The organism is Pseudomonas sp. GW821-FHT02A11, assembly GCF_059421985.1.
Map to the genome: position 1 here is coordinate 1 of NZ_JBWKWB010000013.1, position 13,802 is coordinate 13,802.

The following is a 13,802-nucleotide window of genomic DNA, read 5'->3' on the forward strand; positions in this document are numbered from 1 at the left end:
CTTGAAGGCTGGAGTGTATTTCATGGTGGGCATCCCTTTGGTTGGACAGGGTGTCCAACTTTTGGGGGTCAGTTCACCATTTCGCTCCACTGTCCGGCCCCTCCTTCGTCGGGGTTCCCTCGCTCCGGCATTGCTCCGTGGGCCCGCCGCAAACGGGCCATCCATGGCCCGATGCGGCTCTCGCGGCATCCATGCCGCTCGGCCCACTGCGCAACGCCTCCACTCGGCCTCCCAAAGTCGCAATCTGTGGTGTCTCTGAAATCTGTGTTTTTGAACCCCATACCTTCCTGTAGCAGTCCGGCTTGCCGGCGGCAGCGATCTCCAAGGCCCCACCGCCGGCAAGCCGGACTGCTACAGGATCGGTGTCGGGCTTTTGATTTGTTTTTGATCTTGATGCGCAGTGGCACAGACACCGCCAAACGCGACTTGGGTGCGGGCCGAACGCAGGTTTCTTGGAGTGGGTCGAGCCGCATGGATGCGGCGAGAGGCGTGTGGGCCATGGATGGCCCATTCACGCCGGGCCCACGGAGCGAGACCGGAGTGGAGGGAAGTCCGACGAAGGAGGACCCTAGCCAGGAGTAGGACCCCTTGGTTACTTGGGGGTCTTTTCCAAGTAACTCGACGAAGTCGAAACAGGTCTGGCGTTAGCCAGAACAAAAGCGTCAGGCCAAACACCTCAATGCCCCGGAATGAACACCAAAAAAAAACGGCGCCAACAGGCGCCGTTCCTATTCATCTCCCCAACTTACTTCTTGGCCGCTTCCCAGCTCTTCAACAGATCCGAATAGGCAATGGTTTCGCCCTTCGGTTTCTCGTTGGCCAGCTTGCGCTGTGGAGCGAGGAAGGCGCCGTTGCTCTTCTCGGCCTTGGTGTACCACTCTTCAGCCGAGGTTTCCGGGTTCATCTTCGGTGCGCAACCGCTCGCATCCTGAACCTTGGAGCGCTCGATCCGGGTCATGATCGCGTCCTGATCCTTGGCCAGGCCATCCAGCGCCGCCTGCGCGGTTTTCTCGCCGGTAACCGCCTCAGCCACGTGACTCCACCACAGCTGCGCCAGTTTCGGGTAGTCCGGAACGTTGGTGCCGGTCGGCGACCACTGCACGCGGGCCGGGCTGCGGTAGAACTCCACCAGACCACCGAGTTTCGGCGCCAGTGCGGTCATCTCTTTCGAGTTGATGTCCGACTCACGAATCGGCGTCAGGCCGACGATGGTCTTCTTCAGCGAGACCGATTTGGACGTCACGAACTGCGCATAGAGCCAAGCCGCCAGACGCTTCTTCTCGTCCGAAGACTTGAGGAAGGTCCATGAGCCCACGTCCTGATAGCCCAGCTTCATGCCTTCTTTCCAGTACGGGCCTTTCGGCGACGGCGCCATCCGCCATTTCGGCGTGCCATCGGCGTTCATCACCGGCAGACCTGGCTTGGTCATGTCGGCGGTAAACGCGGTGTACCAGAAGATTTGTTGCGCGACGTTACCCTGCGAAGGCACCGGCCCCGACTCGGAGAAGGTCATGCCTGCCGCTTCCGGTGGCGCGTAAGCCTTCAGCCAATCGATGTATTTCTGAGTCGCGTAAACAGCCGCCGGGCCGTTGGTGTCGCCACCGCGGGTGATGCTGGAACCGACCGGATGACAGCTCTCGACGCGAATGCCCCACTCGTCCACCGGCAAGCCGTTCGGCAGGCCTTTGTCGCCGCTGCCCGCCATGGAGAACCAGGCATCGGTGAAGCGCCAGCCCAGGGACGGGTCTTTCTTGCCGTAGTCCATGTGGCCGTAGACTTTCTTGCCGTCGATTTCCTTGACGTCTTCGCTGAAGAATTTGGCGATGTCTTCATAGGCCGACCAGTTCACCGGAACGCCCAGTTCGTAGCCGTATTTGGCCTTGAACTTCTCTTTGAGATCGGCACGTTCGAACCAGTCAGCGCGAAACCAGTACAGGTTGGCGAACTGCTGGTCAGGCAGCTGATACAGCTTGGCCGGGGTGATGACCTTGCCCGACTCGTCCTTGACCTCAGGCGAGGTGGTGAAGGAGGTGCCGATGAAGTCTTTGATGTCCAATGTCGGCGACGTGACTTTCGCCCCTTCCGGGCTTGCCATCAGGTCTGTCAGAGACAGCGCCTTGCCATAGCGGAAATGGGTACCGATGAGGTCGGAGTCGTTGACCCAACCGTCGTAGATGCTCTTGTCCGACTGCATCGCGGTTTGCAGCTTCTCGATGACGTCACCTTCCTGCAGCAGGTCATGGGTCACTTTGATGCCGGTGATTTCAGTGAAGGCCTTGGCCAGGGTTTTCGACTCGTATTCGTGGGTGGTCAAGGTTTCGGAAACCACCTTGATGTCCATGCCACGGAACGGCTCGGCGGCCTTGATGAACCACTCCAGTTCCTTGAGCTGGTCTGCGTCGGACAGGGTCGTCGGCTTGAACTCGCTGGCTGCCCACTTCTTGGCCGCGTCTTCGTACTGATCGGCCCATGCCGAAACGCTCAAGCCGCTGAGCATCACCATCGTCGCTACCGTCACACTATGTCGCAGCTTGTTTTTCTTATTGAACATAGACACCTCCAGTGTTGATTCTTATGTAGTCCCGCTTTGCACATTCCGCCAACCGACCTGCTACGACAGGTCGGTCAGCCTTCAACCCCAACGCATCACCACCAACAGCCAGACCAGGGACAGCCCCGAGGCGACCCAGATGCTCCAGTCGGTCGCGCCGATGACCAGCAGATGCAGGTAGGCGCTGCCGAGAAGGCCGATGAACAGCCGGTCGCCACGGGTGGTGGCGATCGGCAGAAAACCGCGACGCTCGATGCTCGCCGAACGCAGCTCCCAGACGGTCATCGCAACCAGAATGGCGGCGATGGAACCGAAGAAAATCGCGGTCGGCAGTGTCCAGGACATCCACTCCATTTTTCGACTCCTCAGACACGACCAAGGGCAAAGCCCTTGACCACGTGATTACGAACGAACCAGATCACCAGCATGCCCGGCAGGATGGTCAACACCCCCGCTGCCGCCAGCACGCCCCAGTCGATCCCCGATGCCGACACCGTGCGGGTCATGACCGCGGCGATGGGCTTGGCGTTGACCGATGTCAGCGTCCGCGCCAACAGCAGCTCGACCCAGGAAAACATGAAGCAGAAAAACGCCGTCACACCGATGCCCGAGCCAATCAACGGGATGAAAATCTTGCCGAAGAATTTGGGGAAGCTGTACCCGTCGATGTAGGCCGTTTCGTCAATCTCCTTAGGCACGCCGGACATGAAGCCTTCAAGAATCCACACCGCCAGCGGCACGTTGAACAGGCAGTGCGCCAAGGCCACTGCGATGTGGGTGTCGAACAGGCCGATGGACGAGTACAGCTGGAAGAACGGCAGCAGGAACACCGCCGGTGGCGCCATGCGGTTGGTCAGCAGCCAGAAGAACAGGTGCTTGTCGCCGAGGAAACGATAGCGGGAAAACGCATAAGCGGCGGGCAATGCCACACTCAGCGAGATCACGGTGTTCAGGCACACGTAGTACAGCGAGTTGATGTAACCGCTGTACCAACTCTCGTCGGTGAAGATCACCTTGTAGTTCGCCAGGGTGAAATCCTGGGGAAACAGCGTCAGACCGCCGAGGATTTCGGTGTTGGTCTTGAAGGACATGTTCACCAGCCAGTAGATCGGCACCAGCAGAAACAGCAGGTAGATCCACAACGGCACGACTTTACGAAGATTCATGGCCGCTCCTCAGTTCTGTTCGCCATGGGTCATGGCGGTGTAGAACACCCACGACACCAGCAGGATGATCAGGAAATACACCAGCGAGAATGCTGCCGCCGGCCCCAGGTCGAATTGGCCGAGGGCCATGGTAGTCAGGGTCTGGCTAAGGAAGGTCGTCGAGTTGCCAGGGCCGCCACCGGTGAGCACGAAGGGCTCGGTATAAATCATGAAGCTGTCCATGAAACGCAGCATCACGGCGATCAGCAGCACGCTCTTCATCTTCGGCAACTGGATGTGTCGGAAAACCGCCCAGTTCGAGGCCCGATCAATACGCGCCGCCTGGTAGTACACATCGGGAATCGCCCGCAGACCCGAGTAGCACAGCAGCGCCACCAGCGAAGTCCAGTGCCAGACGTCGATAATCAGCACCGTCACCCAGGCATCCGAAGCATTGGCCGCGTAGTTGTAGCTGATGTGCAGCACGTTGTTGAGAAACCAGCCCAGCAGGCCGATGTCGCCTCGGCCGAAGATCTGCCAGATAGTGCCGACCACGTTCCACGGGATCAGCAGCGGGATGGTCATGACGATCAGGCACACCGAAGACCAGCGGCCCTTGGTCGGCATGGTTAGCGCAATGGCGATGCCCAGCGGGATTTCGATCAGCAGCACGCAGGCCGAATAGATGAACTGGCGCAGCAGCGAGTCATGCAGGCGCGGATCCTGCAGCACCTGCTTGAACCAGTCGGCACCGACAAAGTAGCGGCTGGACTGGTCGAAGATGTCCTGCACCGAATAGTTGACCACGGTCATCATCGGGATGATGGCGCTGAACGCCACCAGCAGAAACACCGGCAGCACCAGCCACCAGGCCTTGTTGTTCTGCACCTTACTCATGGGGCACCTCGCTGGCCGACGCGGCACTGGCGTCGGCTTCCAGCAGAAATTCATCGGCGTAGAGCATCAGCCACTGGGCCGGAAAACTGATCCAGGCCTGGCCTTGCGGCACCGGCTTGTCTTCCTGCAGGCGGACTTTCAACGACTGGCCGGCAAGGCTCAGGGTGAGGATCTTGTAGGTCCCCAGGTCCTCGACGTAGGTCACGTCGGCGCACATGGCGTCATCGAACGGCCCATCCCAGACGTGTACGAATTCCGGACGAATGCCGACTTTCAGGGTGCTCCACTTCGTTGCCGCCAGACGCTGTTGCAGAGCCTGCGGCAAAGGCAGATGGATGCCGCCAAAACCCACGCCGCCCGCTTCGGGCTTGACCTCGATGAGGTTCATGCCGGGGCTGCCTATGAAGTAGCCGACGAACGTGTGATGGGGTTTTTCGAACAGCTCGCGCGGCGTGCCGAACTGCACGATCTGGCCGCCGTACATGACCGCGATCTTGTCGGCGAAGGTCGAGGCTTCGAGCTGATCGTGGGTGACGTAGACCATGGTGATGTTGAACTGCTCGTGAATCTGCTTGAGCTTGCGCCGCAGTTTCCACTTCAGGTGCGGGTCGATCACGGTCAGCGGTTCGTCGAACAGGATCGCCGAGACGTCATCGCGCACCAGCCCACGGCCCATGGAAACCTTTTGTTTCTCGTCTGCAGTGAGGCCCTTGGCCTTCTTTTTCAGCAGCGGTTGCAGGTCCAGAACATCGGCGATTTCCTGCACCTTGATCTGAATTTTCGCCTCAGCCATGCCCTGATTACGCAGGGGAAAAGCGAGGTTGTCGTACACCGTCATGGTGTCGTAGACCACCGGGAATTGGAAAACCTGAGCGATGTTGCGCTGCTCCGGCGACATGTCGTTGACCACCGTGGTGTCGAACATCACCTTGCCTTCGGACGGGCTGAGCAGGCCGGAAATGATGTTGAGCAAGGTCGACTTGCCACAGCCGGATGGCCCGAGCAAAGCATACGCCCCGCCCTGCTCCCAGATGTGGGTCATCTCGCGGATGGCGTAATCTTCAGGACCGCTGGGGTGTGCGCTGTAACTGTGCGCGAGTTGTTGCAAGCGGATCTCGGCCATCAGGCAACCCTCGCCATGCGCAGGCCCGGTGCCTGGATAAGGCCGCCCTGCTGATCGAATACGAACAATTTGTGAGTCGGGATGTACACGCGGATCGGCGTATCGACGTCGTACTCGTGCACCCCCGGCAGGTGCAGCACCAGCGAGAAATGCTCGTTGCGCACATGCAGGAAGGTTTCCGAACCACTGATCTCAGCGAGTTCCACGGTCACCGCCAGTTCGAGGTCGTCGTCGTTGGACGGCACCAGGCTCAGGTGGCTGGGGCGCACGCCGAAGCGGTATTCGCCATCGCCGATGGCGCGCAAGTCAACGTTGAGCGGGAAATGCACGAAGTTGGCGAAGCTCACTTCGTTGCCCTCGATGCGGCCCGGCATCAGGTTGATCGGGGGTTCGGAAAAGAGCTCCGCCGCCAGCACGGTTTTCGGCTGGTGGTAGACCTCCGGGGTCTTGCCGCTCTGGATCAACCGGCCTTCGTGAAGGATGGTCGTGGTGCCGCCCAAGGCCAAAGCCTCATTGGGCTCGGTGGTGGCGTAGACCGCGATGGTGTTGCGGGTCTCGAACAGCTGGCGCATTTCCTGACGCAGCTCTTCGCGCAGCTTGTAGTCGAGGTTGACCAGCGGCTCGTCGAACAGGATCAGCTCGGCGTCCTTGACCAGCGCACGGGCCATGGCCGTGCGCTGCTGCTGGCCGCCGGAGAGTTCGAGGGGGTAGCGAGTGAGGAATTTCTCGATGCGCAGCATCTTGGCGGTTTCCCGCACGCGGCTTTCGATTTCGTCCTTCGACATCTTGGCCTGGCGCAGCGGCGAGGCGATGTTGTCGAAAACGGTCATGCTCGGGTAGTTGATGAACTGCTGGTAAACCATCGAGACGTTGCGATGGCGCACGGCCACCTGGGTGACATCTTTGCCATTCATCAGTACTCGGCCGCTGTCTGGCTTGTCCAGACCGGCCATCAAGCGCATCAGGCTGGTTTTGCCTGATAAGGTGCGCCCCAGCAATACGTTGAATGAGCCGGGTTCGAAGCTCAGCGACGCATCAATGATCCAATTCTGACCGTCGACGGCTCGGCTGACGTGCTCAAGCGTGAGAGACATGGCGTGCCCTTTTTATTTGTCTTGTTCGGGGTGTAGCGTTTTTTGCTTGCAGGTCGTGACATTCGTCGACCGCTTGTTGGATAGCGACAATCGTGCCAACCGGCCTTCGCTAACGAAAGCTGTGCTGTAACCCGCCGGCTAGAGCGATCAGGGCAAAAATCGTCGGCGAGCGATATTCGTTGATGAACATAAGTGAACAGGAAAGACTGAACACTTGAACAAAATGAACATTGACTTTGAACACATCTGAACAACAATGGGTGAACGTTTCGAGCATGGACGCTTGGCTCACGCCGAACTCAGACAACAATAAAAGCAACAGAACGGAGCTCGCCCATGGCCGCAACAGGCGCATCCACCGCTCACGACACCATCATTCAAGACTCTTGGGCCCGCTGCCGCGAATTCGGCCTGGATCATCAGTCACGCCCGGCCTTCCATCGACTGCCTGAACAGCAGGTTTCACAACTGCTTGAACGCCATCAGGCGCTGGTGCAGACCACCCATCAACAGGTCCTGCCCTTCTACGAGAACATCCTCAGCAATTCCAACTGCCTGATCCTGCTGGCCGATCAGCAAGGTCAGGTGCTCAATTCCTGGGGCACCCAGCGCTTCGTCGTGCCGGAACAACAACGAGGCTTCGTTGCGGGGGCCAGCTGGCTGGAACAAGGGGTCGGCACCAACGCCATTGGCACGGCGCTGGCCTGTGAACAGGCGGTTCACATTGAACACGATGAACACTTTTTGAAGGCCAATCGCTTCATGACCGGCTCTGCGGCACCGATATTCGATGCCTCGCGGCGCATGATTGCGGTGCTCGACGTGTCCAGCGACAGCTTCCTGCCGCCTTCCCATACCCTGGGGATGGTGAAGATGATGAGCCAGACCATTGAGAACCGGCTGATTCTCGACCAGTTTCAGCACGGTTATTTCCAGCTGACGTTCAACACCGGCCTGAACAACCTCGACAGCCAGTGGGCCGGTTTGCTGGTGTTCGACGAGAGCGGACGCATCCTCTGCGCCAACCGTCGGGCCGACAACCTGCTGGGCGTGAGCCTGTTGCAGGTCAATATCGAGCACCTGTTCAAGGCGCCGATCGCCCATTTGCTCGACCAACAGGAAGGCCAGCCCTTTGCGCTTCAGGCTTCGGGGCATAACCGTTTTCATTGCTTGATCAAGCGACCGAAAGCGCCGGTGCTGAAATTCAGGACCGTGACCGCGCCGAAGAAAGCAGAAACGCCGATACCGGGTTATGGCGATGAAAAAGTCGCCAAGGCAGCCCGTCAGGCCCAGCGTTTACTGGAAAAGAACGTGCCGCTGCTGATTCTCGGCGAGACCGGCGCGGGCAAAGAGGTGTTCGTCAAAAACCTGCATCAGGCCAGCTCCCGCGCTGATCAGCCTTTTATTGCAGTGAACTGCGCGGCCATTCCGTCGGAGCTGGTGGAGGCTGAACTGTTCGGTTACGAAAAAGGCGCGTTCACCGGCGCCCACCACAAAGGCAGCATCGGCCTGATCCGCAAGGCCGACAAAGGCACGCTGTTCCTCGACGAGATCGGCGACATGCCGCTGCCGGTTCAGGCGCGCTTACTGCGTGTTTTGCAGGAGCGATGCGTGCAGCCGTTGGGCAGCAGCGAGTTGTTTGCTGTGGATATCCGGGTGATCTCGGCGACTCACTGCTCGCTGCGCGAACAGGTGCAAAGCGGGCTGTTTCGTCAGGACCTTTATTACCGCATCAGCGGCCTGAACCTGGAACTGCCGCCGCTGCGCGATCGCACCGACAAGGCCGAACTGGTGCGGGCGATCTGGGAACAGCATCGTGAACCGCAACAGAGCGCGGGGTTCGAGCCAGAAGTGCTGGCGTTGTTCGAACGGCACCCATGGCCTGGGAATCTGCGCCAATTGAGCAATGTGATTCAGGTCGCGTTGGCACTAGCGGACGATCAGCTGATTGCTGCCGAGCATCTGCCTGAGGACTTCTTTGCTGATTTAGAGCTTGCGGATCTGGACTTGGAGAGCGAAGCCAGCGGACCGGAAATGGCCTTCAATCGCAAGGCTGCGCTGGATACGCCGGAGGAGTTGAACGAGTTGCTGCAGGCGGCCGGGGGAAATATTTCGCAGCTGGCCAAGCGGCTGGGGGTGAGCCGCAATACCCTGTACAAGCGGTTGCGCGAACAGGGGTTCTGATTCGGGAGGTGCGGTGAGGCCCGACGTCATCGCGAATGAATTCGCTCCCACAGGTGAAATGCGATCAACCTGTGGGAACGAATTCATTCGCGAATCGGTGTAACAGGCGCGGATGTGTCAAGCGCTGAGGATCAATCCGCCAACCGCCAGGTCGTTGCGCCCTTGCCGTCTTCCAGCACCACGCCCATGGCGGTGAGCTGGTCGCGGATGCGGTCGGATTCGGCCCATTTCTTGTCGGCGCGAGCCTGCAGACGGGCTGCAATCAGCGCTTCCACTTCTGCTGCATCGACACGCCCTTCAGCCCCTGCGCGCAAGAAGTCATCGGCTTGGAGCTGCAACACGCCCAGCACGCTGGCCAGTTGCTTCAAGCGTGCCGCAAGCCCCGCTGCTGCCACGACATCGCTGTCACGCAGGCGGTTGATCTCGCGAACCATCTCGAACAGCACCGCACAGGCTTCCGGCGTGCCGAAGTCGTCGTCCATGGCCGCAGAGAAACGCTCGACGAACGCTTCACCGCCGGCAGGCTCGGCCACTGGCAGGCCCTTGAGCGCGTGGTAGAAACGCTCCAGCGCGCCCTTGGACTCTTTCAGGCTGTCTTCGGAATAGTTGATCGCGCTACGGTAATGGCTCGATACCAGCAGGTAACGCACCACTTCCGGATGGTATTTATCCAGCACGTCGCGAATGGTGAAGAAGTTGTTCAAGGACTTGGACATCTTCTCGCCATTGATGCGGATCATGCCGCAGTGCATCCAGCCGTTGGCGTAGGTCTTGCCGGTGGCCGCTTCGCTCTGGGCGATTTCGTTTTCGTGGTGCGGGAATTCCAGGTCGGAGCCGCCGCCATGAATGTCGAAGGTCTCGCCCAGGCAGCAGGTGGACATCACCGAGCACTCGATGTGCCAGCCCGGACGCCCCGGCCCCCAAGGCGACTCCCAGCTCGGCTCGCCCGGCTTGACGCCCTTCCACAGGACGAAATCCAGCGGATCGTCTTTCGCTTCGTCGACCTCGATCCGCGCACCGATGCGCAAATCCTCGATCTTCTTGCGCGACAGCTTGCCGTAGCCCAGGAATTTGCCGACGCGGTAGTACACGTCGCCATTGCCCGGCGCGTAGGCGTAGCCTTTGTCGATCAGGCTCTGGATCATGTCGTGCATGCCGCCGATGTAGTCGGTGGCGCGCGGCTCCATGTCCGGCTTGAGGATGTTCAGCCGCGCTTCGTCCTCGTGCATTGCGTCGATCATGCGAGCGGTCAGGGCATCGAACGCTTCGCCGTTTTCACGGGCGCGGTTGATGATCTTGTCGTCGATGTCGGTGATGTTGCGCACGTAAGTCAGGTCGAAGCCGCTGAATCGCAGCCAGCGGGTGACCAGGTCGAACGCGACCATGCTGCGGCCGTGGCCCAGGTGGCAGTAGTCGTACACGGTCATGCCGCAGACATACATGCGCACCTTGTTGCCATCGAGCGGCTTGAAGACTTCTTTGCTCTTGGTGAGCGTGTTGTAGATCGAAAGCACTTTCTGCCTCTTATCTGTACTGCATCAGGTCCAGGAATCGCGCAGCGTCACCGTGCGGTTGAATACCGGTTTGCCAGGTTTCGAGTCCTTGATGTCCGCGCAGAAATACCCTTCGCGTTCGAACTGGAAACGGTCTTCCGGCTGAGCTTCACCCAACGAAGGTTCAGCGCGACAACCGGTCAGGACCTGCAGGGAGCCTGGATTGATGTTGTCGAGAAAGGTCTTGCCCTCCTCCGCTTTTTCCGGGTTCGCGGAGAGGAACAGGCGGTCGTACAGACGCACTTCGCATTCGATGCTTTCAGCCGCAGGCACCCAGTGGATCACGCCCTTGACCTTGCGGCCTTCCGGGTTCTTGCCCAGGGTTTCCGGGTCGTACGAGCAGCGCAGTTCGACGATGTTGCCATCGGCGTCCTTGATCGCTTCGTCAGCGCGGATCACGTAGCTGCCACGTAGGCGCACTTCACCGTTCGGCTCTAGACGCTTGTAGCCCTTCGGCGGCTCTTCCATGAAGTCATCGCGATCGATGTAGATCTCACGGGAGAACGGCAGCTTGCGCACGCCCAGTTCTTCTTTCTGTGGATGACGCGGCAGTTCAAGGTGATCGACCTTGTCTTGCGGGTAGTTGGTGATCACGACCTTCAAAGGACGCAGCACGCACATGGCGCGCGGGGCGTTGGCGTCCAGGTCCTGACGGATGCTGAATTCGAGCATGCCGAAGTCGACCACGCCGTCGGAACGGTTGGTGCCGATCATTTCGCAGAAGTTGCGGATTGAGGCCGGGGTGTAGCCGCGACGGCGGAAGCCCGACAGCGTCGACATGCGCGGGTCATCCCAACCGTTGACGTGCTTCTCATCGACCAGTTGCTTGAGCTTGCGCTTGCTGGTGATGGTGTAGTTCAGGTTCAGGCGTGAAAACTCGTACTGGCGCGGCTTGCACGGCACCGACAGGTTGTCGAGGAACCAGTCGTACAGCGGACGGTGGCTTTCGAATTCCAGGGTGCAGATCGAGTGGGTGATGCCTTCGATGGCGTCCGACTGACCGTGGGTGAAGTCGTAGATCGGGTAGATGCACCACTTGTCGCCGGTCTGGTGGTGATGGGCGTGACGGATGCGGTACAGGATCGGGTCGCGCAGGTTCATGTTTGGCGAAGCCATGTCGATCTTGGCGCGCAACACGCGGGCGCCGTCTTCGAACTCACCGGCCTTCATGCGGCCGAACAGGTCCAGGTTTTCCTCGACGCTACGGTCACGGAACGGGCTGTTCTTGCCAGGCTCGGTCAGGGTGCCGCGGTATTCGCGGGCCTGCTCGGGGGTCAGGTCGTCGACGTAGGCCTTGCCGGCCTTGATCAGCTCAACGGCCCAGTCGTAGAGCTGGTCGAAGTATTGGGAGGCGTAGCGCACCTCACCGGCCCAGTTGAAACCCAGCCACTTGACGTCGCTTTCGATGGCGTCGATGTATTCCTGGTCTTCCTTGGCCGGGTTGGTGTCGTCGAAACGCAGGTGCGTGACGCCCCCGAATTCCTGAGCCAGACCAAAGTTGACGCAGATCGATTTGGCATGACCGATGTGCAGGTAGCCGTTGGGCTCCGGCGGGAAACGGGTCACGATCTTGGTGTGCTTGCCCGAATCCAGGTCTGCCTGCACGATCGGGCGCAGGAAGTTGGTGGGAATTGCAGGGCCTGCCTTGGTGTTGGCAGCAGCGTCTTGAGTGGGCTTGCTCATAGGATCCTTGAAAACCTGACAGTCTTGGCCAGGGTAGGCCGAATAAATCAAAGCGCCTATCATAGCCGAACCTGTCAAGCCCCTGACAGCGTGCAGTGACAAAACTGCCGAGATACACGAACGGGGGTTTGCAGCGGCGACTTTAATTGCAACTTCCCGTTGTACGACTTGCCTCTGTAAACTGCGCGCCTGGGTGAAATCAGCGGTTCTTGCAGTCAGCTTCTATGCTGTAAGCCGCGATCCACGTCCAAAAATGAATTCCTTCAAAGAGTAGCCAAGATGACCCAAGTCAAACTGACCACCAACCACGGCGTGATTGTCCTCGAACTGAACGCCGAGAAAGCCCCGATTACCGTGGCCAACTTCGTTGAGTACGTCAAAGCAGGCCACTACGAAAACACCGTATTCCACCGCGTCATCGGTAACTTCATGATCCAGGGCGGCGGTTTCGAGCCAGGCATGAAAGAGAAGAAAGACAAGCGCCCAAGCATCCAGAACGAAGCCGACAACGGCCTGCCGAACAAGAAGTACAGCGTTGCCATGGCCCGTACCATGGAGCCGCATTCGGCCTCCGCGCAGTTCTTCATCAACGTCGCTGACAACAGCTTCCTGAACCACAGCGCCAAGACCGCTCAGGGCTGGGGCTACGCGGTGTTCGGTGAAGTGGTCGAAGGTTCGGACGTGGTCGACAAGATCAAAGGCGTCGCCACCACCTCCAAAGCAGGCCACCAGGACGTACCGGCTGACGACGTGATCATCGAGAAAGCCGAGATCGTTGAGTGATACTGCTGATCTCCGATCTGCATCTGGAAGAAGGACGCCCGGACATTACCCGGGCGTTTCTGGATCTGCTGAGTGACCGGGCCCGCGGGGCCGAGTCACTGTATATCCTCGGGGATTTTTTCGAAGCCTGGATCGGCGATGACGCGATGTCGCCCTTCCAGCGCTTGATCTGCGAAGCCCTGCGCGCCTTGAGCGACAGTGGCACGCAGGTGTTCCTGATGCACGGCAATCGCGATTTTCTGATCGGCAAGGCCTTTTGCAAGGCCGCAGGCGTCACCCTGTTGAAGGACCCGAGCGTCGTGCATTTCAACGGTGAGCCAGTGTTGTTGATGCACGGCGACAGCCTGTGCACCCGCGACGAAGCCTACATGCGTTTGCGCCGTTACCTGCGCAATCCTCTGACTTTATGGGTGCTGCGCCACCTGCCCTTGAGCACCCGGCACAAGCTGGCGCGCAAGTTGCGCAGCGAAAGCCGTGCGCAAACCCGCATGAAAGCCAATGACATCGTGGATGTGACCCCTGAAGAAGTCCCGCGGATCATGTCCGAGTACGGGGTGAAAACCCTGATTCACGGCCACACCCACCGCCCCGCCATCCACAAATTGCAGATCGGCAGCGATACCGCGCAACGGATCGTGCTGGGGGACTGGGACCGCGACGGTTGGGCGTTGCAGGTGGATGAACAGGGCTTTCAGTTAGGCTCGTTCGGGTTTGTGCAGGGGCAGCCGTTGACGATCGGGCACAACCAAAGCGCTGACTGAATACGATTGATCGGCTGGCATTAACCTG

Annotated in this window: 10 protein-coding genes and 2 pseudogenes; 4 read left to right on the forward strand and 8 right to left on the reverse strand. The window is 59.6% G+C overall.

Going from position 1 to position 13,802, the window contains the following annotated elements; genetic code table 11:
* Positions 1 to 745 precede the first annotated feature (745 nt).
* From AC07V9_RS18400 to AC07V9_RS18425, 6 genes are all read right to left on the reverse strand, one after another.
* Positions 746 to 2,551: an ABC transporter substrate-binding protein gene (locus AC07V9_RS18400; protein WP_495017088.1), complete on the reverse strand. Its 1,806-nt coding sequence runs from the start codon at positions 2,549 to 2,551 to the stop codon at positions 746 to 748.
* 81 nt (positions 2,552 to 2,632) lie between these two features.
* Positions 2,633 to 2,905, reverse strand: coding sequence for a DUF2160 domain-containing protein (locus AC07V9_RS18405; RefSeq protein WP_274135013.1), 273 nt, complete (start codon positions 2,903 to 2,905; stop codon positions 2,633 to 2,635).
* A gap of 11 nt (positions 2,906 to 2,916) precedes the next feature.
* Entirely contained in the window at positions 2,917 to 3,717 is an 801-nt protein-coding gene (locus AC07V9_RS18410) for a carbohydrate ABC transporter permease (RefSeq protein ID WP_296181211.1), read from the reverse strand.
* A gap of 9 nt (positions 3,718 to 3,726) precedes the next feature.
* Complete coding sequence (locus AC07V9_RS18415) at positions 3,727 to 4,593, reverse strand: carbohydrate ABC transporter permease (RefSeq protein WP_495017089.1); 867 nt, start codon at positions 4,591 to 4,593, stop codon at positions 3,727 to 3,729.
* Positions 4,586 to 5,716: an ABC transporter ATP-binding protein gene (locus AC07V9_RS18420; RefSeq protein ID WP_495017090.1), complete on the reverse strand. Its 1,131-nt coding sequence runs from the start codon at positions 5,714 to 5,716 to the stop codon at positions 4,586 to 4,588. The genes AC07V9_RS18415 and AC07V9_RS18420 overlap by 8 nt, the downstream gene beginning before the upstream one ends.
* The gene (locus AC07V9_RS18425) at positions 5,716 to 6,810 is read right to left on the reverse strand and encodes an ABC transporter ATP-binding protein (RefSeq protein ID WP_495017091.1); all 1,095 of its coding nucleotides are present in this window, start codon (positions 6,808 to 6,810) and stop codon (positions 5,716 to 5,718) included. The genes AC07V9_RS18420 and AC07V9_RS18425 overlap by 1 nt, the downstream gene beginning before the upstream one ends.
* Before the next feature lie 336 nt (positions 6,811 to 7,146).
* Between AC07V9_RS18425 and AC07V9_RS18430 the strand changes: the two are divergent.
* Both AC07V9_RS18430 and AC07V9_RS18435 read left to right on the forward strand, forming a co-directional pair.
* Positions 7,147 to 8,787, forward strand: a pseudogene (locus tag AC07V9_RS18430) (sigma-54-dependent Fis family transcriptional regulator); the annotation flags it as partial.
* An 81-nt stretch (positions 8,788 to 8,868) separates the two neighbouring features.
* Positions 8,869 to 8,994 (forward strand): annotated as a pseudogene (locus tag AC07V9_RS18435) (helix-turn-helix domain-containing protein); the annotation flags it as partial.
* A gap of 131 nt (positions 8,995 to 9,125) precedes the next feature.
* Here the strand turns inward: AC07V9_RS18435 and cysS are convergent.
* Positions 9,126 to 10,508, reverse strand: coding sequence for a cysteine--tRNA ligase (gene cysS / locus AC07V9_RS18440; RefSeq protein ID WP_495017092.1), 1,383 nt, complete (start codon positions 10,506 to 10,508; stop codon positions 9,126 to 9,128).
* A 24-nt stretch (positions 10,509 to 10,532) separates the two neighbouring features.
* Complete coding sequence (locus AC07V9_RS18445) at positions 10,533 to 12,230, reverse strand: glutamine--tRNA ligase/YqeY domain fusion protein (RefSeq protein WP_495017093.1); 1,698 nt, start codon at positions 12,228 to 12,230, stop codon at positions 10,533 to 10,535.
* Positions 12,231 to 12,509: 279 nt separating this feature from the next.
* On the opposite strand from AC07V9_RS18445, the gene AC07V9_RS18450 reads away from it, so the two are divergent.
* Entirely contained in the window at positions 12,510 to 13,013 is a 504-nt protein-coding gene (locus AC07V9_RS18450) for a peptidylprolyl isomerase (protein WP_495017094.1), read from the forward strand.
* The gene (gene lpxH / locus AC07V9_RS18455) at positions 13,010 to 13,774 is read left to right on the forward strand and encodes a UDP-2,3-diacylglucosamine diphosphatase (RefSeq protein ID WP_495017095.1); all 765 of its coding nucleotides are present in this window, start codon (positions 13,010 to 13,012) and stop codon (positions 13,772 to 13,774) included. Before AC07V9_RS18450 ends, lpxH begins: the two co-directional genes overlap by 4 nt.
* Positions 13,775 to 13,802: the final 28 nt, after the last annotated feature.